Source organism: Opitutus sp. sgz309028, assembly GCF_059821195.1.
In genome coordinates this window covers 315,519-337,949 of record NZ_JCAMRR010000004.1, presented here as the reverse complement: position 1 = coordinate 337,949, position 22,431 = coordinate 315,519, and the positions used below count along the sequence as shown (strand labels likewise).

General features: G+C 64.0%; 20 protein-coding genes and 2 tRNA genes. 14 read left to right on the top strand and 8 right to left on the bottom strand.

Annotated elements, in window-relative coordinates; all coding sequences use genetic code 11:
* The first annotated feature begins 3 nt into the window (after positions 1 to 3).
* The 3 genes from argF (at position 4) to AC6RV7_RS17080 (ending at position 3,316) form a co-directional block, all read left to right on the top strand.
* Complete coding sequence (argF, locus tag AC6RV7_RS17090; RefSeq protein WP_500095243.1) at positions 4 to 945, top strand: ornithine carbamoyltransferase; 942 nt, start codon at positions 4 to 6, stop codon at positions 943 to 945.
* Positions 946 to 1,050: 105 nt separating this feature from the next.
* The gene (locus tag AC6RV7_RS17085; protein ID WP_500095242.1) at positions 1,051 to 2,277 is read left to right on the top strand and encodes an argininosuccinate synthase; all 1,227 of its coding nucleotides are present in this window, start codon (positions 1,051 to 1,053) and stop codon (positions 2,275 to 2,277) included.
* Positions 2,278 to 2,410: 133 nt separating this feature from the next.
* Positions 2,411 to 3,316, top strand: a complete 906-nt coding sequence (locus AC6RV7_RS17080; RefSeq protein ID WP_500095241.1) for a diaminopimelate dehydrogenase — start codon at positions 2,411 to 2,413, stop codon at positions 3,314 to 3,316.
* 61 nt (positions 3,317 to 3,377) lie between these two features.
* Here AC6RV7_RS17080 and AC6RV7_RS17075 read toward each other — a convergent pair whose 3' ends face one another.
* The 5 genes from AC6RV7_RS17075 to AC6RV7_RS17055 form a co-directional block, all read right to left on the bottom strand.
* Complete coding sequence (locus AC6RV7_RS17075; RefSeq protein ID WP_500095240.1) at positions 3,378 to 4,376, bottom strand: MlaD family protein; 999 nt, start codon at positions 4,374 to 4,376, stop codon at positions 3,378 to 3,380.
* Positions 4,377 to 4,410: 34 nt separating this feature from the next.
* Positions 4,411 to 5,223, bottom strand: coding sequence for an ABC transporter ATP-binding protein (locus tag AC6RV7_RS17070; protein ID WP_500095239.1), 813 nt, complete (start codon positions 5,221 to 5,223; stop codon positions 4,411 to 4,413).
* Between the two features lie 2 nt (positions 5,224 to 5,225).
* On the bottom strand, positions 5,226 to 5,978 hold the full coding sequence (locus tag AC6RV7_RS17065) for an MlaE family ABC transporter permease (protein ID WP_500095238.1): 753 nt from the start codon (positions 5,976 to 5,978) through the stop codon (positions 5,226 to 5,228).
* A gap of 1 nt (position 5,979) precedes the next feature.
* Positions 5,980 to 7,476 (bottom strand): hypothetical protein, encoded by a 1,497-nt coding sequence (locus AC6RV7_RS17060; RefSeq protein WP_500095237.1) that lies wholly within the window; start codon positions 7,474 to 7,476, stop codon positions 5,980 to 5,982.
* Between the two features lie 187 nt (positions 7,477 to 7,663).
* Positions 7,664 to 8,617 (bottom strand): MBL fold metallo-hydrolase, encoded by a 954-nt coding sequence (locus AC6RV7_RS17055; RefSeq protein WP_500095236.1) that lies wholly within the window; start codon positions 8,615 to 8,617, stop codon positions 7,664 to 7,666.
* Between the two features lie 62 nt (positions 8,618 to 8,679).
* Here AC6RV7_RS17055 and AC6RV7_RS17050 point away from each other — a divergent pair, with 62 nt between their 5' ends.
* A complete protein-coding gene (locus tag AC6RV7_RS17050; protein ID WP_500095235.1) occupies positions 8,680 to 9,243 on the top strand; it encodes an RsmD family RNA methyltransferase in 564 nt (187 codons plus the stop codon).
* A gap of 21 nt (positions 9,244 to 9,264) precedes the next feature.
* Here AC6RV7_RS17050 and AC6RV7_RS17045 read toward each other — a convergent pair whose 3' ends face one another.
* Positions 9,265 to 9,981, bottom strand: a complete 717-nt coding sequence (locus AC6RV7_RS17045; RefSeq protein WP_500095234.1) for an RsmE family RNA methyltransferase — start codon at positions 9,979 to 9,981, stop codon at positions 9,265 to 9,267.
* A gap of 15 nt (positions 9,982 to 9,996) precedes the next feature.
* Positions 9,997 to 10,070: transfer RNA gene (locus AC6RV7_RS17040), tRNA-Gly, on the bottom strand.
* A 135-nt stretch (positions 10,071 to 10,205) separates the two neighbouring features.
* Between AC6RV7_RS17040 and AC6RV7_RS17035 the strand changes: the two genes are divergently transcribed.
* From AC6RV7_RS17035 to AC6RV7_RS17010, 6 genes are all read left to right on the top strand, one after another.
* Positions 10,206 to 11,384 (top strand): type II secretion system F family protein, encoded by a 1,179-nt coding sequence (locus AC6RV7_RS17035; RefSeq protein WP_500095233.1) that lies wholly within the window; start codon positions 10,206 to 10,208, stop codon positions 11,382 to 11,384.
* Positions 11,385 to 11,442: 58 nt separating this feature from the next.
* Complete coding sequence (locus AC6RV7_RS17030) at positions 11,443 to 12,699, top strand: sigma-54-dependent transcriptional regulator (RefSeq protein ID WP_500095232.1); 1,257 nt, start codon at positions 11,443 to 11,445, stop codon at positions 12,697 to 12,699.
* Positions 12,700 to 12,815: 116 nt separating this feature from the next.
* Positions 12,816 to 16,052, top strand: coding sequence for a carbamoyl-phosphate synthase large subunit (gene carB, locus AC6RV7_RS17025; RefSeq protein ID WP_500095231.1), 3,237 nt, complete (start codon positions 12,816 to 12,818; stop codon positions 16,050 to 16,052).
* A 15-nt stretch (positions 16,053 to 16,067) separates the two neighbouring features.
* Positions 16,068 to 16,940 (top strand): formyltetrahydrofolate deformylase, encoded by an 873-nt coding sequence (purU, locus tag AC6RV7_RS17020; protein WP_500095230.1) that lies wholly within the window; start codon positions 16,068 to 16,070, stop codon positions 16,938 to 16,940.
* Positions 16,941 to 16,994: 54 nt separating this feature from the next.
* Positions 16,995 to 17,963, top strand: coding sequence for a quinone oxidoreductase family protein (locus AC6RV7_RS17015; RefSeq protein WP_500095229.1), 969 nt, complete (start codon positions 16,995 to 16,997; stop codon positions 17,961 to 17,963).
* A 91-nt stretch (positions 17,964 to 18,054) separates the two neighbouring features.
* Positions 18,055 to 18,798 (top strand): tetratricopeptide repeat protein, encoded by a 744-nt coding sequence (locus AC6RV7_RS17010; protein ID WP_500095228.1) that lies wholly within the window; start codon positions 18,055 to 18,057, stop codon positions 18,796 to 18,798.
* A 22-nt stretch (positions 18,799 to 18,820) separates the two neighbouring features.
* Here the strand turns inward: AC6RV7_RS17010 and AC6RV7_RS17005 are convergent, their stop codons facing one another.
* Positions 18,821 to 19,633 (bottom strand): hypothetical protein, encoded by an 813-nt coding sequence (locus AC6RV7_RS17005; RefSeq protein ID WP_500095227.1) that lies wholly within the window; start codon positions 19,631 to 19,633, stop codon positions 18,821 to 18,823.
* A gap of 169 nt (positions 19,634 to 19,802) precedes the next feature.
* Here AC6RV7_RS17005 and AC6RV7_RS17000 point away from each other — a divergent pair.
* The 4 genes from AC6RV7_RS17000 to AC6RV7_RS16985 all read left to right on the top strand — a co-directional run bounded on the left by AC6RV7_RS17000 (position 19,803) and on the right by AC6RV7_RS16985 (position 22,396).
* Positions 19,803 to 19,879: transfer RNA gene (locus AC6RV7_RS17000), tRNA-Pro, on the top strand.
* Positions 19,880 to 20,039: 160 nt separating this feature from the next.
* Positions 20,040 to 20,969 (top strand): SDR family oxidoreductase, encoded by a 930-nt coding sequence (locus AC6RV7_RS16995; protein ID WP_500095226.1) that lies wholly within the window; start codon positions 20,040 to 20,042, stop codon positions 20,967 to 20,969.
* A gap of 180 nt (positions 20,970 to 21,149) precedes the next feature.
* Complete coding sequence (locus tag AC6RV7_RS16990) at positions 21,150 to 21,671, top strand: LysM peptidoglycan-binding domain-containing protein (RefSeq protein ID WP_500095225.1); 522 nt, start codon at positions 21,150 to 21,152, stop codon at positions 21,669 to 21,671.
* A gap of 143 nt (positions 21,672 to 21,814) precedes the next feature.
* Complete coding sequence (locus AC6RV7_RS16985; RefSeq protein ID WP_500095224.1) at positions 21,815 to 22,396, top strand: NUDIX hydrolase; 582 nt, start codon at positions 21,815 to 21,817, stop codon at positions 22,394 to 22,396.
* Positions 22,397 to 22,431: the final 35 nt, after the last annotated feature.

Sequence of the window (22,431 nt, the reverse complement as noted above, 5' to 3'; positions counted from 1 at the left end):
TCCATGAAGCACTTCCTCAAAGAAACCGATTTCAAGGCATCCGAATTGCCCGGTTTGTTCGCACTCGCGCGGACGTTGAAGAGCGGTCGTGGACAAAAAGATCAGCCGCAGCCGCTCGCCGGCCAGACGTGGGCGATGATCTTCTCGAAATCGTCCACGCGCACGCGCGTGTCGTTCGAGGTCGGCATCCACGAACTCGGCGGCAACCCGCTTTTTCTCAATCGCAACGACATCCAACTCGGTCGCGGCGAATCGATCGAGGACACGGCGAGGGTGATGTCGCGCTTCGTGCACGGTTTGATCGTGCGGACCTTCGATCACTCCGACGTCGAGCGACTCTCGGCAGCCGGCAGCATCCCGGTGATCAACGCGCTCACGGATTTCCTGCATCCCTGTCAGATTTTCACGGATGCGTTTTCGGCGGCGGAGCGCTGGGCTGGTCCGTCGGGCGACCTCGTGGGCTCCCTGCGCGGACGGAAGATCGCATTTCTCGGCGACACGGCGTGCAACATGGCCAATTCGTGGATCCTCGGCGCGAATCTCTTCGGGATGAAAATCGCGCTGGCGGGACCGAAGGAGTTTGCGCCGTCGAAGGAGTTCGACGCGTTCCTCGCGCAGGAAGGTTTTGCCGGCGGCTACGAGTTCACCACCGATTCCATGGAAGCCGTGCGGGACGCGGACATCGTTTACACGGATGTCTGGGTGAGCATGGGCAAGGAGGAGGAGACCGCGGCGCGCATCCAGCAGATGCGGCCTTACACGGTCACGGCAAAGGTATTTGCGGGCGCGAAGCCCGATGCGCTGTTCATGCACTGCCTGCCCGCGCATCCGGGCGAAGAGGTCGAACAGACGGTCCTCGACAATCCGCGCAGCATCATCTTCGACGAGGCGGAAAACCGCCTCCACATGCAAAAGGCGATTCTCGCGACGCTCGCGAAGCGCTGACAATGGCCGCAAGGAGGCGCAAAAGGCGCGAAAACCTCTACCATTTCTCCTCTGATTTTTTCGCGCGTTCTGCGTATTTTTGCGGCTAATCCAAATTCCTCTCTCATGAAAATCGTCCTCGCATACTCCGGTGGCCTCGACACGTCGGTCATCGTCAAGTGGCTCAAGGAAACTTACGACGCCGAGATCGTCACCTTCGCGGCCGACATCGGCCAGGAGGAGGAGCTCAAAGGCCTCCCGCAAAAAGCGAAGAAGACCGGCGCCTCGAAGCACTACACGCTCGACCTCGTCGAGGAATTCGCGCGCGACTTCATCTACCCGATGATTCGCGCCAACGCGATCTACGAGGGCCAGTATTACCTCGGCACCTCGATCGCGCGTCCGCTGATCGCGAAGGCGCAGGTCGAGATCGCGAAGAAGGAGAAGGCCGACACCGTCGCGCACGGCGCCACCGGCAAGGGCAACGACCAGTGCCGCTTCGAGCTGACCTACATGGCGCTCGCCCCGGACCTGCAGATCATCGCGCCGTGGAAAATTGAAAAATACCGCGACGAATTTCCCGGCCGCGCGGAGATGATCGCGTATTGCCAGAAGCACAACATCCCCGTCGAGGCGTCACTCAAGAAGCCGTATTCGATGGATCGCAATCTCCTGCACATTTCCTACGAGGCCGGCATTCTCGAGGATCCGTGGTTCGATCCGACGACCAAGGCGAACCGCGGCATGTTCAAGCTTTCCGTCTCGCCCGAGGACGCGCCAAACAAGGCGGAATACGTCGAACTCGATTTCGTGAAGGGCAACTGCGTCGCAGTAAACGGCAAGAAGCTCACGCCCGCGGGCGTGTTGAAGACGTTGAACAAGCTCGGCGGCAAACACGGCATCGGCCGCGTCGATCTTGTCGAAAACCGGTTCGTCGGGATGAAGTCGCGCGGCGTGTATGAGACTCCCGGCGGCACGATCCTGATGCACGCGCATCGCCAGGTCGAATCGCTGACGATGGACCGCGAGGTCATGCACCTGCGCGATTCGCTGATCCCGAAATACGCCGAACTGGTTTACTACGGGTTCTGGTTCGCGCCGGAACGCGAGGCGCTCCAGGCGCTCGTCGACGAGAGCCAGAAAAACGTCACCGGCACCGTGCGGCTGAAGCTCTACAAGGGCAACATCATCACCTGCGGCCGGAAGTCGAAATACTCGCTCTACGACGAAAACATCGCGTCGATGGAAGGCGTGAAGAGCTGGTATAACCAGACCGACGCGACCGGCTTCATCCGCCTCAACGGTCTCCGCCTCCGCGCGCGTTATTACGCGCAGGGCGGCCCGAAGGTGTAAGTTTTGTGAATACGTGAGCCGGGCGAAGTCATTCGCCCGGCTTTTTTGTTGAGGCGTTTCCGTTGCGGCGGCGCACACGAGCGAGATTGAGGATTTCCTTTTTGCCCGGTGCTGGTCTTTTCTGACGGCTCACATGAGCACGTCTCTTCGAGTCGCAGTGGTCGGTTATGGAAACATCGGTCGTTCGGCGGTCGCCGCCGTGCAGACCGCGCCGGATATGGAGCTGGCCGGCGTCGTTCGCCGCCACGCCTCGGTGGCCGCGCCGGAGCTGGCGGGCGTCGCAGTCGCCGATGATGTCGACGCGTTGGGCAAGGTCGACGTCGTGCTCCTTTGCGGGCCGACGCGCAGCATTCCGGAGACCGCGCCCCTCTATCTCCGCAAAGGGATCCACACGGTCGATAGTTTCGACATTCACGGGCAAAAACTCTGGGACTTGCGGCAAGCGCTCGACGCCATCGGCAAGGAGCACAACAGCGTCGCGGTGATCTCGTCGGGCTGGGACCCGGGCAGCGACTCGGTTCTGCGCGCGCTGCTGCTGGCGATGGCGCCGCGCGGCATCACCTATACGAATTTCGGGCCCGGGATGAGCATGGGCCACTCCGTTTGCGCGAAGAGCAAGCCGGGCGTGAAGGACGCGCTGTCGATGACGATGCCAGCGGGCGCAGGCGTTCACCGCCGAATGGTTTATGTCGAACTCGAACCCGGCGCGGACTTCGCGACCGTGGAGAAGGCAATCAAGTCGGACGATTATTTCGTCAACGACGACACGCGCGTGATCGCCGTGCCGAGCATCGACAGCCTGAAGGATGTCGGCCACGGCGTGCACATGGAGCGCAAGGGCGTGAGCGGCATCGCCCACAATCAGCTCTTCGAGTTCAAGATGAGGATCAACAACCCCGCGCTGACCGCGCAGATCATGGTCTCGTGCGCGCGGGCGGCGGCGCTGCGACTGCGGCCGGGCGCATATACGATGCCGGAGATCGCGCCGATGGACCTGCTGCCGGGTCGGCGGGAAGATCTGGTCAAAGCGCTGGTTTGATCCGACAACAAAAAAGGAGCCCGAGTTGGATCGGGCTCCTTTCGTGGGACAAACCGGTGGCTTAGAAGAGCGAATTGGCGACGATGCCCACGGCGGTGATCGGGCCGGAGTCGCTCATGCCGTCGAGCGCGCGATCGGCTTTCTTGAGCGTCGCCTGCGCGGTGTTGAACAGCTGGTCGTCGTTGATGAGCTTGCCGAGCGTGCCTTCGCCCTTGGCGACCTTGTCGGAGATCGAACGGAAATTCGCGACGGTCGCCTTCAAGTCGTTGCCCGCGGCTTCGTCGTAGATCAACGCGCCGAGCGTGCCCTTGCCGCTCTTGACTTGGTCGATGATGCCCTGGGCGTTGGCCATAAAATCCTTCGCGCCGGCGGCAGCGCCCTTGATGTCCTGCACGGTGGTGACGAGTTCGTTGTAGAGCGCGGGATCGTTGACGAGCCGGCCGATCGTGCCCTCGCCCTGATTCACCTTGGAGGTGATTTCCTGGAGATTGGTCATCGTGGCGGTGACTTTCTCGTGGTTCTCGGTGACGAGACGGTCGAGCTTCTGGAACAGGCCCGGCTCCTTGCCGTCGCCTCCCATCGCGCTGCCGAATGCGCTGAGCGAGCTTTCGAGTTTCTCGCCCAGGCTGCCGATGTCGGCCATGATGCTGTTCAGGTCGGCGCTCGCGCGGGTTTTGATTTCGTCGCCGGGTTGCAGCGGCGCCGCGCCGGCCGAGCCGAGGTCGACGGCGATGTAGTTGGTGCCGATCAGGCCGGACATCGAGATCGAGGCGGTGGCGTCGTTCGGGATCGAGGCGTTGGCGTTGATGCGCAGGAGGGCTTCGGCGCGGCGTTTCTCGGCGTTGAGGCGCGTGCGTTCGACGACGCCGATCTTCACGCCGGCCATGCGCACTTCGTCGCCGTTTTTGAGTTCCTTCAGGCTCTCGAAGCCGGCGACGAGGGTGTAGCCGTCTTCGCGGAAGAGTTTGCCTCCGCTGAGCGTCTCGAACGTGACCCAGGTGAGGGCGAGGCCGAGGAGAAAGAAGAGGCCGACGCGGGCGGTTTGCTGTGCGTTGTTCATGGTGTGTCTCCGGTGATTGGGGAAAAAGGGGCGGTCAGGTTTCCAGCTTCTTGAAACGCGGGTTTTTGATATCGATCCGCGGGTTCAGGAAATCGGCGATGCGCGGGTCCTGCGGATCGCGCAGGCCGGCAGGCGGTCCGACATAGATCAGTTCGCCGCCCATGAGGATGCCGACACGGTCGGCGATGCTGAGCGCGAGGTCGCGATCGTGCGAGACGACGATCGAGGTGACGTGAAACTCGTCCTTCAGCGTGGCGATGATCTCGCTGATCGTCGCGCTCATCACGGGATCGAGCTCGCTCGTCGGTTCGTCGTAGAGCATCAGCTGCGGCTCCATCACGAGGGCGCGGGCGATGGCGACGCGTTTCTTCATGCCGCCGGAGAGTTCGGCGGGGAACTTGGACGCCGCGTTTTCCAGCGAGAGGATCTGCAGCGCGCGCATGACTTTCTCGCGAATGCCGGCTTCGTCGGCGAGCTGGTGCTCGCGCGGGTAGAGCGCGAGGTTGTCGTAGACGCTGAGGGAGTTGAACAGCGCACCGGCTTGAAACACGAGGGCCATGCGCACGCGCTCGCGCGTCTCCTCCGAGGTGGCGTCGAAGGTGTCGACGAAGACCCGGCCGGCGGAGGGCGTTTCGAGGCCGACGATGTGTTTCAACAGCACGCTCTTGCCCGAACCGCTCGGGCCCATGAGCACGAAGATCTCGCCGGGCGCGACCGAGAACGTGATGTCCTTGAGGACCTGATGGCGGCCGAAGCTCTTGGAGAGGCCCTCGATCTTGACGCCAACGGCGGGCGTCTCCGTCTGCGTGAACGGATTGCGCGTGGGAGTGGAGGCGGAGTCGGGCATGGTCAGAGGAGCGCCTTCGTGACGAAGTAATCGAGCACCAGAATCAGGATCAGGGAGGTGACAACCGCGCGCGTGACGGACGCCCCGATCTCGCGCGGACCGCCGCGGGTGTTGAGGCCGATGTTGCAGCAGACGAGCACCACGACGAAGCCGAAGACCTCCGTTTTGATGAGGCCGTTCATCACGTCCTTGAACTCGGTGTAGCGCCGCAGCGCGGAGAAATATGCGGGCGGGTCGATCGAGATGAACGAAACGTATTTGGCCACGATCGCGCCGCCGAACCAGCCGACGAGGTTGGCGATGATCGCGAGGACCGGCACCATGACGAGCGCGGCGGCGAGGCGCGGCAGCACCAGCATGCGCTCGGGCGGGATGTTCATCGTCACGAGCGCGTCGACCTCCTGGTAAACCTTCATCGAGGCGAGCTCGGCGGCGATGGCGGAACCGACCCGGCCGGCGAGCAGGATCGCGACCATCACCGGGCCAAGTTCGCGGGCCATCGACAGGCCGACGAGGGAACCGATGAACTGCTTCGCGCCGACGTTCTGCATCGAATAGCCGGCCTGCAGCGCGAGCACGCTGCCGATGAAGAAGCTGAGGATGGCCACGATCGGCAGCGTGGTGTATCCAATCATGAAGCACTGCTCGATGAAACGCGCCCGCTGGCGCGGGAGCGTCCCAACGTGCGAGAGGCTGCGCACGAGCAGGAGCATCGTGCTGCCGATGCCTTCCAGAATGGCGGTCAGTTGGTTCATGTCAGCGCGAGGTCGCGGGAAGGGTGTGGGATCTGCCGGGGAAATCGAACCAGAAGAACCGCCAGCGCGTGCCGGGCGCGCCGCGCTGCCAGGCGATCAGGCCGTTGCCGATCGTGAAGCGCTTCTCATCCGCGCGCTCCTTCATGCTGAACAGCGGGCCAACGTGAAACTCGCGCTCTCCGGGCCGCACGCGGTGGCTGAAGAGGCCCCAGAGCAGCTCGTGGCGTTTGTCGTCCGGGGCCCGTTGATCGAAGCGGTAAAGGGCAAACAGTGGCGACCAAGAGGCGCGCACGCGTTCATTGTCGGGGAAGAAAACGGCGAGCGGGCTGGGAAACTGCAGCTGCTGGCGGCCGGCCCCGTTGTCCCAGGAACTGAAGAGCGGCCAGAGGTGCTGTTTCTCGGCCGGCGCGGCGGACGGCGACGTCAGGCTGCGCTGCTCGGTCGAGCGATAGAGAAAGTAGAGCACCTGGCGCTGCGTCTGGTCGATCGCGCCGATCTGTTCGCGCCGCTCGCGATAGATCGGCCAGAGATACCACGTCTTCTCGACACCTTTGACGACCGAGTGCGTGTAAAACGGACCGAAGCGCCGCACGTCGCGATTCTCGCCCTCGCCGCGCACGAGAAACGGCCAGAAGTAACGGGTTTCATGATACACGTTCGGCTGCGTGCGGTCCGTGTAGCCGAAAAACGGCCAGAGGAAGTTCGCGTTGTCGAAGCCCGGCGCCGTCTCGCGAGTGTAGAACGGCAGCACGCCGACCTCGCGACGGGGCGTCCCGTTGGCCACGGGAGCGCCGTCGGCGTCACGTGGCTGGATCGTGTTGTTCCAGGCCAGCGGCCAGAGATAAAAGCGGCGCTCGAAAACGCCCGGCTGCTCGAGTCGTCCGTAGAGCGGCCACAGGGCAAAGCCTTCCTGCCGGCCGCGGGTGATCTTCAGAAAGGGCCACGGCGTGCTCGTCGCCACAGTGCCTTTCTTTTCGGAGCGAAGGTAAAATGGGAAGAGCGTGAACTTCAGCCGGTCGTAGCCGAAGCGGTCCTTGATCGTGCCGGCGATCGGAAACAGCGCGCGATAGGATCCTTGCGGATCGCCGGTGTCGCGGGAAAACCAGAACGGCCACAGATCGAAGGTTTCATAAACCGGCGTGGTGGGGGTCGTCTTTGCGGCGACGTTGCCGGAACGGTTGATCAGTTGAAAGACGCTCCAGCGATAGCTGTCGCCGTCGGTGCGGTAGATGAAAACCGGATACAGGACATTGCGCTCCCGCAGCTGGCCGAGGTCGTCCTGCCATTCGGCGAACAGCGGACGGAATCCGCTCACCGTGCCGCCGCGTTCCGCCGGCTGCTGGAAAATCAGCGGTCCCGCGGCCTGCCAGGAAACCACGCGGCCGGCATCGTCGGTCTGCGCGACGCGCACGGGCCAGACGTTCTCCTCGGCGCAGACGCGCGCCGGCACCGCCGCGGCGAAGCCGGCGAGGACAGCGAGGAAGCGGAGAGGGTGCATAGTGTAGTCTAGCATCCAGGCACAACGACGCCCATCAGGCGGGAGGAGGAGTCGGCAACCGCCCGCGCGGCGATGCTAAGCGGCCATACGTATGAGTTTTCGAGGCATGCGCAAATGCTATGTTGAACCGGCGCGCGTGCGGCGGGTTCCGTCGAGTTCACCGATGCGCCCGGGCGCACCATGCCGTTCAAACGACTGTCGTTTCGCCGGGCTGAAGCACGCGGAATCGATCGGCGGAAACACCCGCTGCGTCACACGCTTCCGTCAGCGCCCGCACGGGTTCGTCGCGGCCTTCGTCGGTCAGTTGCCATGATCCCCAGTGCATCGCGAAACTGGTGCTCGCGGCGACGTCGCGATGAATCTGCACCGCCTCGGCCGGATTGCAGTGTTGCGCGGCCATGAACCAGCGCGGCTCATAGGCGCCGATCGGAATCATCGCGAGCGCGGGCGCGCCCAGTCGCTGGCGGATGTCGTGAAACAGCTGCGGATCGTAACCGGTGTCGCCGGCGAACCACCAGGCGCGGTCCGAATGCCGGACAAAAAAGCCGCCCCACAGGCGGGCGTTGCGCGTGCCGGAGAGCCGGTTGCTCCAGTGGCGGGCGGGCGTGAGCGCGATCTCGAGTCCAGGTGCCGGCGTGTGCGTTTGCCACCAGTCGAGCTCGACCACGTGGTGCAGATTGGCGCGCGCGAGCAAGCGCCGGTAGGCCAACGGCGCGATCACTTGGGGCGCGAAACGCCGGGCGAGCTGACGCAGCGAGTGAAGGTCGCAGTGATCGTAGTGATCATGCGTCAACAGGATGAAATCGATTCGCGGCAGATCGGCGATCGCGAGCGCTGGCGGCTGCACGCGGCGCGGTCCCAGTCGGCCGAACGGGCCGCAGCGTTCCGAGAATTGCGGGTCGGTGAGAAAATTTCCTTCGCGCGTTTGCACGAGAAAGGTCGCGTGTCCGATCCAGGTGACGACCCATTCGTCGTGCTTCGGTGCATGCGGCCCCGGCGTGGCGGTCAACGGCACGAACATCGGCCACGGGGTCGGCCGGCTGGTCCGGCGCCAGCGCAGGACGTCGCGCCAGGTGCGATTCTCGTGGCGCGGGTTGAAGAAAGTTTTCCCGTTGAAGTGATCGGAGATCGGCAGTGACATGCGCGGCGCATGGTTATGAAGGCGGAAACAGCGGTGGCGCAACTCACGCGGGGGACGTCATCGTGCGCATAAGCGGCGGCGGCGCGCGCGGAATCCCGCTGCTCGCGCCGAAAGGCGACGCGGTGCGGCCTGCCACGGACGGCATGCGCCAGGCGGTGTTTTCGAGTCTCGGTGCGCGGGTGGTCGGCGCGCATTTTCTGGATCTGTTTGCCGGCAGCGGCGCGTATGGACTCGAGGCGGTGAGCCGCGGCGCTACGAGCGGCGTATTCGTGGAGAAAAACGCGAAGGCGGCCGTGTGCGTTCGGCAGAATATCGCGGCGGTGTGCAAAAGCCTGCGACGGGACGCCGGCAACCTCGCCGTGCTGCAAATGGACGCGCTCGCGGTGCCGCTCGGCGAGGGACCGGTGCCGGACCTAGTATTCGTCGATCCGCCTTACGAAATCATTGCGGAGATCGCGGCGCCGTTGTTCGCCCGACTCGCAGACGTAGTGGCGGAAAAACCGGACGCGGTGGTGGTGTTCGAAGCGCCGGGCGAAATTGAGCTGAAGCCGGCCGGCTGGACGTGTTTGAAGCGGCTCGGCAAAGGCGCGCGTCAGCCGACGGTGAGTTTTTTCGTGAAAGGTTGAGCGACCGGCGCCCGCTGCGATTCAGAGCAGCCCGAGTTGCGCCCGGACGAGCGTGAGGGTGGCGACAAGCGCGGTTTCCGCGCGGAGGACCCGCGAGCCGAGGTGAACGAACTCGAACGCGTGTTGCCGGAGCAGCTCGCGATCGGCGTCGGCCCAGCCGCGCTCCGGACCGAGCGCGACGCAAATGGGGGCCGCGAGCGCGCGCAGCCGGCCGAGCGGTTGTGAGGCTTCGTAATTGTCGAGCGCGAGCCCGTGTGTGCCGGCGGCGATTTCTGCAAGCGCGGCGGCGAGCGTGCGATCGTGTGTGACCGCCGGCAGCCGGGTGTCGAAGGCTTGTTCGGCGCCGGCGACCACGTGCCGCCGCCATTCGTCGGTGGTCCAGAGCCGGCTCGTGGCGTAGTTGGGATCGGAGCGTGCGGTGCGGACAAAATGCAGCTCGCCGACGCCGAGGGTCGTCGCGTCGCGCAGGATGTCGCGGGCCGTTTGCGGCCGTGGGAGTCCGACGATCACGACGATCGGCTCCGGCGCGGCGGGTTGCGAGGTCCAGGCAAATGCGAGTTCGAGGACGTCGGCGTCGATGCGGACGAGTGTGCCTTTACCGCGGGGCCCGTCGATCAGGCCGGCGTCGAAGGTGTCGCCGGGTTGGCGATGCAGCACGTCGAGCAGGTGAATCGCGCGGCGATCGGTGCGCGGCAGCGGGAGCGCGATTTCCGCCGGCTCGAAAAGGATGAGATTCATGCCGCGGCGCGACGATGGAGCGGGTGGACGGAATCGAACCGACGATACCTCTTTGGAAGAGAGGAGTTTTGCCACTAAACTACACCCGCGCGAAGAAGCGGAAGTGTTGGCCGGAGCGGAGCGCGGTCAAGCCTGTGTTCGGCGGTGGCGCGCATCGGTGTTTTTACCGATTGTGAACGTAATTGAAGTTGCTGCACTGTCCGACGTCGGTTTGCGTCACCAGCATGGCTTTACTCTCGTCGGCATCGTCTGGTCCGGGGGCGGTGACCCGGGCGGATACCGCCAAGAAAACCACCAACGTGCGTGCCGCGCAGGCGCTGGCGAAGCAGAAGGCGCTCGAGAAAAAAGCCAAGACCTACAAGCTGCCGCTGGGCGAGCTGGCGATCTTCACGCAGCAGCTGGCGTCGTTGCTGACGGCCGGCCTGCCGCTGGTGCAATGCCTGGAGGCACTACAGGATCAGACGGAGGACCCGATTTTCCGCATCGTGATCCGTGACGTGCGCGCGGACATCTCTTCGGGCAATTCGTTTTCGTCAGCGGTGAAGAAATTCCCGAAGTCGTTCCCGAATCTGTTCATCTCGATGGTCGAGGCCGGCGAGGCGAGCGGCGGGCTGGCGGAGATCCTGGGAAAAGTCGCGAGTTATTTCGAGTCGACGGTCAAGCTGACGAAGAAGGTGAAGTCGGCGATGACGTATCCGATCGCGGTCATCGGCCTGGCGATCGCGTTGGTGAACGTCCTGCTGATTTTCGTGATTCCGGTTTTTGCGGCGATGTTCGCGGACTTCGGCGCCAAGCTGCCCGCGCCGACGCAGTTCCTGATCGATCTGTCGGACTTCATGAAAGCCTATTGGTGGGCGATCGGCATTGGGGCGTATGCGGCGTTTTACGTGCTCGGCAAATACACCAAGACCCCGGCCGGCCGGCGGCAGAAGGATCGGTTCCTCGTGCGGGCCCCCATTTTCGGCAACCTCGTGCACAAGATCGCGTTGTCGCGCTTCTGCCGCACCTATGCGACCTTGATTCGCTCGGGCGTGCCGATCCTGCGGACGCTTGAGATCGTCTCGGCGGCGAGCGGCAAGGTGCAGATCGAAGACGCCTGCGTGGAGATTTCCCGTCACGTAAGCCAGGGTGGGCAAGTCTCGGAAGTGCTGGCGGTGAATCCGTTTTTCCCGCCGATGATGAAACACATGGTGAAGGCGGGCGAATCGACGGGCAACGTCGACGGCATGATGACGAAGATCTCCGATTTCTACGACGTGGAGTGCGAAGCGACCGTGGCGGCGCTGACCTCGCTCATCGAGCCGATGCTGATCGTGTTTTTGGGTGTGGTCGTAGGTGGCATCGTGATGGCGATGTTCCTGCCGATTTTCCAACTCGGCGCGGTGGCGGGTGGATTGCAGTAACGGATTGCTCGCCGCCGGTTGACTTCCCTTATTGGGCCCGGAACGCTGTTTCTTCTTCATGCCTTCCGTCCTCATCGTCGACGATCTGCTCTCGATCCACGAGATGCTCGAGGCGGTCATTCAACCGACCGGCTTCAGCACGGCGTTCGCCACGGACGGGGAAAAGGCGCTCGCGCGTTACAAGGCCGAGAAGTTCGATCTGGTCCTGGCCGACATCGACATGAAGCCGATGGACGGCATCACGTTGCTGAAGCAGCTGAAGCTCTACGAGCCGACAGCGATCGTCATCATCATGACCGCCTACGCCAGCACGGAAAGCGCGGTGCAGGCGTTGAAATTCGGCGCGTTCGATTACCTCCAGAAGCCGTTTCGCGTGGACGAATTGATCGCGACGCTGCGGCGCGGGATCGAGTTCAAGCAATTCCAGAGCGAACGCGCGGCCGTGAACCTGGCGCCCGGCGTGAACGCCGGCGATATCGAGAGCCGCCTGATCGGGCAAAGCGCTCCCGTGCGCAAACTCGTGCAGCAGGTGCGCAAGCTCGCCGCCGTGCGCACGCCGGTGCTCCTGATGGGCGAGAACGGCACCGGCAAGGTTGCGGTCGCGGAGATCTTGCACGCCGCGACCGGTGCGCCGGAGGCGCAAATGGTGCGCATCGACTGCTCCCTGAGCTCCGAGGCGAGTTTCCGCGACGGCTTGATTGGCGAAAATGGCGAAGGCGGCGCGTGGGTCCGCCAGGCGAAGGGCGGCACGCTGTTTCTCCAGCATTTGCAGTGTCTCACGCCGCCGATCCAGAAGGACCTCGTGAGCGTGCTCCGCAACACCGCGCACGGCTTCCGGCTCGTGTGCACGACGACCGAGGATCTCGAGCTGCTGACGGACGAGGGCAAGTTTCACGACGAGCTGTTTTATCGCGTCGCTTCGCTGCCCGTGCAGATGCCGGCGCTGCGCGATCGCACGGAGGACATCCCGCTGCTCGTGAAGAGCTTTCTGGGGAAGGCTACGAGTCCGCATTTCGACGCGAATCTGATCGAGTTCACGGACGATGCTCTCGCGGTGATGACGGCTTATCACTGGCCGGGCAACCTGACGGAGCTGTTTCAACTCGTTTCCAAGATCGCGGCGACGACCGAGACGCGGATCGTCACCTCGCAGCAGCTGCCGTTGCGGTTGCGTGAGCTGAAAAACTGGCCGTCGCTCGCCGAATACCTGGCCGGTCAGGAAAAACAGTATCGCGAAATGGTCCTGCACGCGTGTCGCGGCGACAAGGCGGCGGCCGCGAAAGTGCTGGGCGTCGAAGGCGCGGTGTTGGGCTGACGTCGGGTTGAGCCGCGAGCGGTTTTCGTTCGGCGGCGAGGGTTCGCGAACGCGGCGGCGCGTTTCCCACTTGCCGCGCGGTGCTGCGCGCTCAACTCTCGGCAAAATCTACGCACATGCCCAAACGCTCCGACCTGAAGTCCATCCTGATCATCGGCGCCGGCCCCATCGTCATCGGGCAGGCTTGCGAGTTTGACTACTCCGGCACGCAAGCGTGCAAGGCGCTGCGGGAGGAGGGTTACCGTGTGATCCTCGTGAACTCGAATCCGGCCACGATCATGACCGATCTCGAGTTCGCGGATGTGACTTACATCGAGCCGCTTAACGTCGAGATCCTAGAAAAGATCATCGCGGCCGAACGTCCATCCGCGCTCCTGCCGACGCTCGGCGGGCAGACGGCGCTGAACCTCGCGATGGAGCTCAACAAGGCGGGGATTTTGGAGAAATACGGCGTCGAGATGATCGGCGCCAAGCCCGCCGCGATTGCGAAGGGCGAGGATCGCGAATTGTTCAAGCAGGCCATGCTGAAGATCGGCCTGGATGTCGCGCGGTCGCGCACCGTGCGCACGATGGAAGAAGCGCGCCAGGCGGCCGAGGAGCTGGCGATGTTTCCGCTCATCATCCGTCCCTCCTTCACGCTCGGCGGCAGCGGCGGTGGCATCGCTTACAACAAGGAGGAATTCGATCGGATTTGCGCCAACGGTCTCGATCTGTCGCCGGTGCACGAGGTGCTCGTCGAAGAGTGTCTGCTCGGCTGGAAGGAATACGAGATGGAGGTGATGCGCGATCACAAGGACCAGTGCGTCGTGATCTGCTCGATCGAGAACTTTGATCCGATGGGCGTGCACACCGGCGACTCGATCACGGTCGCGCCGGCGATGACGTTGTCCGACAAGGAATACCAGGTCATGCGCGACGCGTCCTTCGCGGTCATCCGCGAGATCGGCGTCGAGACCGGCGGTTCGAACATCCAGTTTTCGGTCGATCCCGTGACCGGCCGCATGGTCGTGATCGAGATGAACCCGCGCGTGTCGCGCTCGTCCGCGCTCGCGTCGAAGGCGACCGGTTTTCCGATCGCGAAGATCGCCGCGAAACTCGCCGTCGGCTACACGCTCGACGAGCTGCGCAACGACATCACGCGGCTCACGCCGGCGAGCTTCGAGCCCACGATCGATTACGTGGTGACGAAGATCCCGCGGTTCACGTTTGAAAAATTCCCGGACGCGGACTCGTCGCTCACGTCGGCGATGAAATCGGTCGGCGAAGCGATGGCGATCGGCCGGACCTTCAAGGAATCGATGCAGAAGTGCCTGCGTTCCCTCGAAATCGGCGCGCGCGGTTTCGGCGGCGGCGGCAAGCACGGCGGCGACGACGTGCTCGAGGAGAAGGAGATCAACGCGAAGCTCGGCACGCCGAATGCGGAGCGCATCTTCTACATCCGTCACGCGTTTCGCGCCGGCTATTCGATCGAGCGGATTTTCGAACTCACCAAGATCGATCCGTGGTTCCTGCACCAGTTGCGCGAGATCTTCGACATGGAGCAGGCGCTCGCGAAGGAAACGCTCGCGACGCTGCCGACGCCGCTGCTGCGACGCGCGAAGCAATTCGGGTTTTCCGACGTGCAGCTCGCCCATGTGCTGAAAACGGATCTCGCGACGATGCGCAAGGAGCGGAAGAAGCGCGGCGTCGGCACGACCTATCGTCTCGTCGACACCTGCGCGGCCGAGTTCGAGGCGTTCACGCCGTATTACTATTCCAGCTACGGCGACGAGAACGAGGTGCTGGCGTCGAAGAAGAAGAAAATCATGATCCTCGGCGGCGGTCCCAACCGCATCGGCCAGGGCATCGAGTTCGACTATTGCTGCGTGCACGCCAGCTTCGCGCTGCGCGAAATCGGTTATGAAACCGTGATGGTGAACTCGAATCCGGAAACGGTTTCGACGGACTACGACACCAGCGACCGTCTCTATTTTGAACCGCTGACGCTCGAGGACGTGCTGGAAATCTACCAGCAGGAGAAATGCGAAGGCGCGATCGTGCAGTTCGGCGGCCAGACGCCGCTCAACCTCGCCAGTGCGCTGAAGAAAAACGGCGTCAACATCATCGGCACCTCGCCGGAAAGCATCGATGCCGCGGAGGACCGGAAGCTATTCTCCGCGATTCTCGACACGCTGGAACTCAAGTCGCCGGCGCACCGCACGGCGATGAACGAGACCGATGCGCTGAACTCGGCGAAGGAGATCGGTTTCCCGGTCCTGCTCCGGCCCTCGTTCGTGCTCGGCGGCCGCGGCATGTTCATCGTTTACAGCGAGGAGGAGTTCCGCGGCGTGGTCCGGCAGGCGTTCGACGTCATGCCCGACAAGCCGGTGCTGATCGACAAGTTCCTCGAGGACGCGATCGAGCTCGACGTCGATTGTATCAGCGACGGTGAGACGACGGTCATCGGCGGCATGCTCGAGCACATCGAATTCGCGGGCGTGCACTCCGGCGACGCCGCCATGGTCATGCCGCCGCACACGCTCGGCCAGCCGATGCTCGACGTCGTCCGCCGCGCCACCTACGCGCTCGCGCGCGAGTTGAAGGTCATCGGCCTGATGAACGTGCAGTTCGCGATCAAGGACAACCAGCTCTACGTCCTCGAGGTGAACCCCCGTGCGTCGCGCACCGTGCCGTTCGTCGCGAAGGCGATCGGCGTGCCGCTGGCGAAGCTCGCCGCGAAGGTGATGACCGGCGCGAAGCTGAAGGATCTCGGTTTCACCCGCGAACAGACGCCGAAGCACTGGTGCGTGAAGGAAGCAGTGTTTCCGTTTGTGCGTTTCCCCGGCGCGACAATCGCGCTCGGACCCGAAATGCGCTCGACCGGCGAGGTCATGGGCGTCGACGCCGATCTCGGCATCGCGTTCGCCAAGGCGCAGGCCGCGGCCAAGCCGGGCCTGCCGACCAAGGGCAACGTGTTCCTGTCCGTGAAAGACGCCGACAAGCAGCGCGCGGTCGACATTGCGCGCCGGCTCGAAGCGCTCGGCTTCTCGCTGTATTCGACGAGCGGCACCGCGCAGATGCTGACCGACAGCGGCCTCAACGTGAAGCGCCTCTCGAAGATCAACGAAGGTCGTCCGACGGCGGTCGACATGATCAAGAACGGCCAGATCCAGATGGTGATCAACACGCCCAGCGGCATGATCCCGCGCCGCGACGAGAATGCCATCCGCGCCGCGGCCTACGCGCACAACGTGTGTATCATGACCACCATTACCGGCGCGCAGGCGGCGGTGATGGGCATCGAGGCGCTGAAGGGGAAGCCGCTCGGCGTGAAGCCGATCCAGCAGTATCGCGGCAACGTGAACGTGTTGTAAGCCGCGTCCGCTCGCATGGCCACGCCCGAAACCGTTGTCGCTCTCTTGCACGGCCCGGACCAGCCGGGCCTCGTGGCGCGCACGGCCGGCTGGATCTTCGAGCGCGGCGGCAACATCCTGCACGCCGACCAGCACCGCGACATGGAGGCCGGCGTGTTTTTCCAGCGAATCGAGTGGGTGCCGGCAGCGACGGATGCCGCGGGCGCTTCCTGTCTGAAGATGGAAATGGCGGAGTTTCGCGCGTTCGCGGCCTCGCTCGGCATGCAGGCGCGGATGTCGTCCTCGCTGCAACGGCCGCGCGTCGTCGTGTTCGTCTCGAAGGCGGACCACTGCTTCCATGACCTGGCGTTGCGCTGGCGTGCGGGCGAATTTGCGGGCGAACTCGTGGCGGTGATTTCCAATCACGCGGATCTCAGCGACGCGGCGCGCGGCTATGGCCTGCCGTTTCATCACGTGCCGCTGACGAGTGCGACCAAGGCCGAAGCCGAGGCGCGGCAACTGGCGCTGCTGGGCGAGTTGAACGCGGACCTCGTGGTGCTGGCGCGCTACATGCAGGTGCTGTCGGCGGAGTTTCTCGAGGCGTTCACGAAGCCGGTGATCAACATTCACCACTCGTTTCTGCCGGCGTTTGCCGGCGGGCGGCCGTATCATCAGGCGCACGCGCGCGGGGTGAAGTTGATCGGCGCGACGGCGCATTACGCGACCCGCGATCTGGACGAAGGTCCGATCATTCATCAGGACGTGACGCGGGTGACGCACCGGCAGGGCGTGGACGATCTGGTCCGGCTCGGTCGCGATCTCGAGAAACGCGTGCTCGCGCAAGCGGTGCGGTGGCATCTCGATGCCCGCGTGCTGGCCTACGGCAACAAGACCGTCGTATTCGATTGAGGCAGCCGCAGGCGGTCGTTTGACGACGTTCCGAACCCGCATCATGGTCGGCGGATGAAAGCGGTTCGCGTTCATCAAATTGGCGGTCCGGAGGTGTTGCGGTTCGAAGAGGTCGAAGTTGCGCCCCCCGGGCCCGCCGAGGTCCGGATCAAGGTCGAGGCGATCGGTCTCAATTTTATCGATACGTATAAACGCAGCGGTCTCTACCGGGTGCCGCTGCCGCATGTGCTCGGGCAGGAAGCGGCGGGCACGGTGATCGCGCTCGGCCCCGGGGTGACGGACGTCGCGATTGGCGACCGGGTCGGCAGCGTCAATGTGAACGGTGCCTACGCGGAGCAAGCGATCGTGCCGGCGGCGAAGCTGGTGCGTTTGCCGGAGAGCGTCTCGACGGAAACGGCGGCGGCGCTGCTGCTGCAGGGTTTGACGGCGCAGTATCTGACGGCGGGCACGTTTCCGCTGCAGCGCGGCGACACGGCGCTGGTGCATGCGGCGGCGGGCGGGGTGGGGCTGCTGCTGGTGCAACTGGCGAAACGTGCGGGTGCGCGGGTGCTCGCGACGGTCGGTTCGGACGAGAAGGCGACGCTAGCGCGCGAGGCGGGCGCGGATGAAGTCGTCGTTTACACGCGCGAGGACTTTGCGGCGGCGGCGCGGCGGTTCACCGACGGCCGGGGCGTGGACGTGGTTTATGACGGTGTGGGGCGCGACACTTTCGAGGGCAGCTTGAACAGCCTGCGGCCGCGCGGCTTGCTGGCGTCGTTTGGCAATGCGAGCGGTGCGGTGCCGCCGTTTTCGCCGCTGGTGCTGTCGGAGAAAGGCTCGCTGTTCCTGACGCGGCCGACGCTGGGGCATTATTTGCAGACGCGGGACGAACTGCTGACGCGGGCGAATGCCTTGTTCGAGGCGTTGGCTGACGGATCGTTGCGCGTGCGGATCGGGGCGAGCTTCCCGCTCGCTCAAGCGGCGGAGGCGCATCGCGCGCTGGAGGGCCGGCGCACCACCGGCAAGGTGCTGTTGTTGCCCTGAGCGTGGCGCTTTGCGGGACGTCGCAACTCCCGCCTTTACGCGTCGGGCCCGATCTGTTTCGGTCGGCGGTTTACCAATCGTTTCTCCCGTCATGTCGACCCCGTCCACGCCCTCCTCTCCCAAGCCCGCCGGCGACGATCGCAATCTCGTCCCGGTCGACGAGAACTACGTTGCGCCGAGCTTTGAGGATCGCGTGCGGATTTTCTGGGAAAAAAACAACAAAGCGGTTTACGGCGTGCTGGTTGTGATCCTGCTGGCGATCGTGGCGAAGGAAGGCTGGGACTATCTGGCGGCGCAGCGGGAAAAAGGCGTGGAGCAGGCTTACGCCGCGGCGACGACGCCGGCACAGTTGCGGACCTTCATTGGCGAGCATCCCCAGCACACCCTCGCGGGCGTGGCGCAGCTCCAATTGGCGGATGAGGCGTATGCGGTCGGCCGATACGGCGAGGCGGTCACGGCTTACGAGCAGGCATCGGGCGTTTTGAAAAACGGTCCGCTGGCGTCGCGCGCGCGTTTGGGCGCGGCGATGGCGAAACTGCAGGGCGGCCGCGAAAGCGAAGGCGAAGCGGCTTTGAAGGCGCTCGCCGCGGACGAGAAGGAGCCGAAGGCGTATCGCCTTGAGGCGGCCTACCATTTGACGAGCCTTGCGGCCGAGCGACACAACGCGGCGGACGTGAAAACCTATTCGGATCAGGTGATGCAGCTGGATCCGGCGAGTCCGTGGACGCAGCGCGCGATGCAGCTGCGGGCGAGCGTGCCGTCGGCGGAGGCCCCGGCCCCCGCGGCCGACGCGAACGCCGACCAATCGCCGGCGATCAAGCTGCCGGGGCGTTAAGGCGCGGCGGTCCGGGCGCCGCCTAGTGACGTCGGATTCGTATCCGACGCACGGCGGCGCAGATCAATACGAGTCCGCCGCAAGCAATCGCATAGGTGGACGGCTCGGGAATGGCGCTGGTGGTGTAGGAGAAATTGTCGATGGCGATGCTGTTGAACTCCCTCGCTCCAGAGCCGTAGGTATTGCGAAAGCTGAACGTGATACGTTCGGACCGATCGTTGAGCAGCGCCAGCTGTTCGGCGGAGAGCGACAGCGTCGTGACGATAAGCGGATTCTGCGCGGTATTCGATGTATACGTGAGTGCCGGCGAAAACGCGGTGAACGGATTGTCTTCGCCAATGCGATAGAACAGCTCGAGAGGCGCAGTTGTGCCACTGCTGTTGACGGTGAAGATGTCGAAGTGCAGATCGGAAAACATGTAACCTTCGCTGTTGGAAAGCGTGAAGGTGATGGAGCCGTCTCGAGTGACAGCGCTCCCAGCCCGCCAGCCGAGCGCGCGATCCTCGCCCGTGGAACGCGCGGCCGACCAAACTTGTGAGGCTCCCGGCACATTCCGAAACGCGGTGTCGGGGGAGAACGCCGCGTTGTTGGCGGATAGCGTCCTGCTGAAGGCGGCGGCTGCTCCATTGCTGGCAGTCGAGTCCGTCCAAACGTCCCAGCCCGAGGGTAAACCGGAGCCGAGAGAGTCGAATGACTGTTGGTAGTGCAGCGTGATTGTGGTCTGCGCGTCGGAAACCTGAGGTGTAACGACGAAAACGGCAGTTATCAGGACGGCAGCCAGACCAAATGGCCTGGGCGGGAATGGCCAACGCAGCACGGCGCGTGGGGAGTTCATATTTTCGGGGGAAGAAAGAAAGCGACCGATCTGTAAATCATAGGCAATAATGTCTTCAAGCTATTTGTATATATGTGGCGTTACTCATTTCGCCCGGCAGCGGTGGGGCCTCGAAGTGCCGCCGGCGATTGACAGGAACAGTTTGAAGGTCCCATCTCGCCTCACGTTTCGGGGTGTAGCTTAGCCTGGTAGAGCGCCTGCTTTGGGAGCAGGAGGTCGAGAGTTCGAATCTCTCCGCCCCGACCATTCTACAGAGGGGAAATGCGGGAGTTTTCCTCTGGGGCGTTTGGGGTGCTTGGCCCGGTTGGGCGCGGAACCGGCCTGTTTCGGTCGCGACGATGAGGAGTGACTCAGCAGTCGGCGTCGACGCGTCGGCGGTCTCACCCGTTTTCATCCTCGAGCAGCCATGCGAAAGACATCCTCCTCCCCGGTTTCCAGCGAGCGTCCTTCGGACCAGCCCCAAATCAAAAACGAACCCAAGCCGCCGTTTCCGCCGCAGCACCAGGACGCTCCCGGCCTGGAGAGCGAGCTCGACCCGCAACCGCGCTGGCGGGCGCCGAACTACCGGCCGGCTGGCAAACTCGAGGGCAAGGTGGCGCTGATCACCGGCGGCGATTCCGGCATCGGTCGCGCTGTCGCCTACCTCTACGCGCGCGAGGGCGCGGATGTGGCGATCAGCTATCTCCCCGTCGAACAATCCGACGCGGAGGAAACGCGTCGCGCGGTCGAATCCGTGGGCCGCAAATGCCTCCTCCTTCCGGCCGACTTGAGCGAGCTCGCCGCCTGCCGCGAGGTGGTGGAAAAGACGGTCAACGAATTCGGTCGGCTCGATATCCTGGTGTCCAACGCCGCGCATCAAGCGCGCAAGGCGAAGCCCGAATACGTCGACGACGAGGAGTTCGACCGGACGTTCAAGACCAATGTCTACGCGTATTTCCGGCTCGTCCGCGCGGCGTTGCCGCACCTCAAGGCCGGCGCAGCGATCATCGTGACGAGCTCCGAAACCGGCCTGCTCGGCTCCGGCAGCCTGCCGGACTATTCGTCGACCAAGGGCGCGATCAATGCCCTCACCAAAACGCTTGCGGTGGATTTGCTGGAGCGCGGCATTCGGGTGAATGCGATAGCGCCGGGGCCGGTGTGGACGCCGCTCAATCCTTCGGACGCGGGCACCTCGCCGGAAAAGGTGTCGAAGTTCGGCACGCAGGCACCGATCGGCCGTCCGGCGCAACCGGAAGAGCTGGCTCCGGCCTATGTGTTTCTCGCGTCCGATGCGGACTCGTCCTATATCACCGGCATCGTGCTGCCGGTGATGGGCGGCGAGACGATCGGCGGCTGATGCGGTCGGGACCGGCCTCGCCGAGGCGGCGTCGGTCGGCCGGCGGACCGCCGATGTCGGGGCCGCTTGTCGCGACGCAAGTTGCAGCCGTTTTCATAGGCGAACGGCGGGGTGTTGTTAATAATCTAATCTTGCGTCAACCCGTCGTTCGGCTAGTCCTGCGCCACTCACCTTTTTTCTATGGATACCATTTCGCGTGAAAACAATAGCATGCTGCCCGTGGCGGGTGTCGTGGTCGGCGTGCTTTCCCTTTTGGTCGGCGGCTATGCCGCGATCAAGGCCTCGAGCCTGCAAAAGGCGGTCGCGACTCACGAGGAAAAGGTGGGCAAGATCGACAGTCTCGAGTCGCAGGTCGGAGGGATCCAGGCGTCCGTCGACAAATCCGCGCGCGATGTAAATTCGCTGTCGCGCACGACGCAGGACGCGTTCAACACCGTCGCCGCCGATCTGGGCAATATTCACGCCTCGCTCACGAAGCTCGAGGACGCGCAGAAGAAGCAGCCGGCCGTCGCCGCGAGCAAGGGCGGTTCGAAAGAGCCGGCGGTCGCGGGCCCGGACGAATACGTCGTCAAAAGCGGCGACACCGGTTCTAAGATCGCGCGCGCGCAAGGCATCTCGCTCGCGGATCTGCTCGCGGTGAATCCCGGCGTGAATTGGAACGCCCTTCACGCGGGTCAGAAGATCAAGCTGCCGAAGAAATAATTTCGCGAACGCTTTGGCGTTCTCCGACCTCCCGGTATTTCGCCGGGAGGTTTTTGTTTTTAAGCGTGCGCGCTGGCGTGCCTTTGCGCGAATTCGATTCGCGTTCTGCGGACGCCTGCGTCTGATCCGCAGGATCTCGCCGCATGAATTCGTCCTCGCATTCCGAACCGTCGCGCTGGGAACCGCTCGGTCACACCTCCGTCACCCGCACGCGCATCTTCGATGTGCGCACCACGAAGTATCGTCATCCGGTGCGCGGCACGGAGCGGGATTTCATCGTCATCGATCCGCCTGACTGGGTGAACGTGATCGCGCTCACGCCCGACCACCGCCTCGTGCTCGTGCGGCAGTTTCGTTATGGCACGAATGAATTCTCGCTCGAGATCCCCGGCGGCGTGATGGAGGCGGGCGAGGAGCCGTTGATCGCGGGCGTGCGCGAGCTGCGTGAAGAGACAGGTTATGTGGGCGCGCCGGCACGGCTGTTGGGCAGCGTGCATCCGAATCCCGCGATGCAGAGTAATCGCTGCCATTTCGTTTTGGTGGAACGTGCGGAGCAAACCGCGCCGCTCGCGTGGGACGCCGACGAGGAAATCCAGGTGCTCGCGATGCCCGTGGAGGAAGTGCTGGCGCTCGCCCACACGGGAGGAATCACGCATGGCCTCGTGTTGAACGCGCTGCTGTTGTTCGAGCCGGTGTGGCGACAGTTGAAAGCGTCGTCGACATGACGCTGACGCGGGCGCCGGTCGTTTGACTTCACGGG

What these genes read in the sequence shown, in the direction of transcription:
- argF (WP_500095243.1), top strand. Translation starts at nt 4, where the DNA reads ATGAAGCACTTCCTCAAAGAAACCGATTTCAAGGCATCCGAATTGCCC.
- AC6RV7_RS17085 (WP_500095242.1), top strand. Translation starts at nt 1,051, where the DNA reads ATGAAAATCGTCCTCGCATACTCCGGTGGCCTCGACACGTCGGTCATC.
- AC6RV7_RS17080 (WP_500095241.1), top strand. Translation starts at nt 2,411, where the DNA reads ATGAGCACGTCTCTTCGAGTCGCAGTGGTCGGTTATGGAAACATCGGT.
- AC6RV7_RS17075 (WP_500095240.1), bottom strand. Translation starts at nt 4,376, where the DNA reads ATGAACAACGCACAGCAAACCGCCCGCGTCGGCCTCTTCTTTCTCCTC.
- AC6RV7_RS17070 (WP_500095239.1), bottom strand. Translation starts at nt 5,223, where the DNA reads ATGCCCGACTCCGCCTCCACTCCCACGCGCAATCCGTTCACGCAGACG.
- AC6RV7_RS17065 (WP_500095238.1), bottom strand. Translation starts at nt 5,978, where the DNA reads ATGAACCAACTGACCGCCATTCTGGAAGGCATCGGCAGCACGATGCTC.
- AC6RV7_RS17060 (WP_500095237.1), bottom strand. Translation starts at nt 7,476, where the DNA reads ATGCACCCTCTCCGCTTCCTCGCTGTCCTCGCCGGCTTCGCCGCGGCG.
- AC6RV7_RS17055 (WP_500095236.1), bottom strand. Translation starts at nt 8,617, where the DNA reads ATGTCACTGCCGATCTCCGATCACTTCAACGGGAAAACTTTCTTCAAC.
- AC6RV7_RS17045 (WP_500095234.1), bottom strand. Translation starts at nt 9,981, where the DNA reads ATGAATCTCATCCTTTTCGAGCCGGCGGAAATCGCGCTCCCGCTGCCG.
- AC6RV7_RS17035 (WP_500095233.1), top strand. Translation starts at nt 10,206, where the DNA reads ATGGCTTTACTCTCGTCGGCATCGTCTGGTCCGGGGGCGGTGACCCGG.
- AC6RV7_RS17030 (WP_500095232.1), top strand. Translation starts at nt 11,443, where the DNA reads ATGCCTTCCGTCCTCATCGTCGACGATCTGCTCTCGATCCACGAGATG.
- carB (WP_500095231.1), top strand. Translation starts at nt 12,816, where the DNA reads ATGCCCAAACGCTCCGACCTGAAGTCCATCCTGATCATCGGCGCCGGC.
- purU (WP_500095230.1), top strand. Translation starts at nt 16,068, where the DNA reads ATGGCCACGCCCGAAACCGTTGTCGCTCTCTTGCACGGCCCGGACCAG.
- AC6RV7_RS17015 (WP_500095229.1), top strand. Translation starts at nt 16,995, where the DNA reads ATGAAAGCGGTTCGCGTTCATCAAATTGGCGGTCCGGAGGTGTTGCGG.
- AC6RV7_RS17010 (WP_500095228.1), top strand. Translation starts at nt 18,055, where the DNA reads ATGTCGACCCCGTCCACGCCCTCCTCTCCCAAGCCCGCCGGCGACGAT.
- AC6RV7_RS17005 (WP_500095227.1), bottom strand. Translation starts at nt 19,633, where the DNA reads ATGAACTCCCCACGCGCCGTGCTGCGTTGGCCATTCCCGCCCAGGCCA.
- AC6RV7_RS16995 (WP_500095226.1), top strand. Translation starts at nt 20,040, where the DNA reads ATGCGAAAGACATCCTCCTCCCCGGTTTCCAGCGAGCGTCCTTCGGAC.
- AC6RV7_RS16990 (WP_500095225.1), top strand. Translation starts at nt 21,150, where the DNA reads ATGGATACCATTTCGCGTGAAAACAATAGCATGCTGCCCGTGGCGGGT.
- AC6RV7_RS16985 (WP_500095224.1), top strand. Translation starts at nt 21,815, where the DNA reads ATGAATTCGTCCTCGCATTCCGAACCGTCGCGCTGGGAACCGCTCGGT.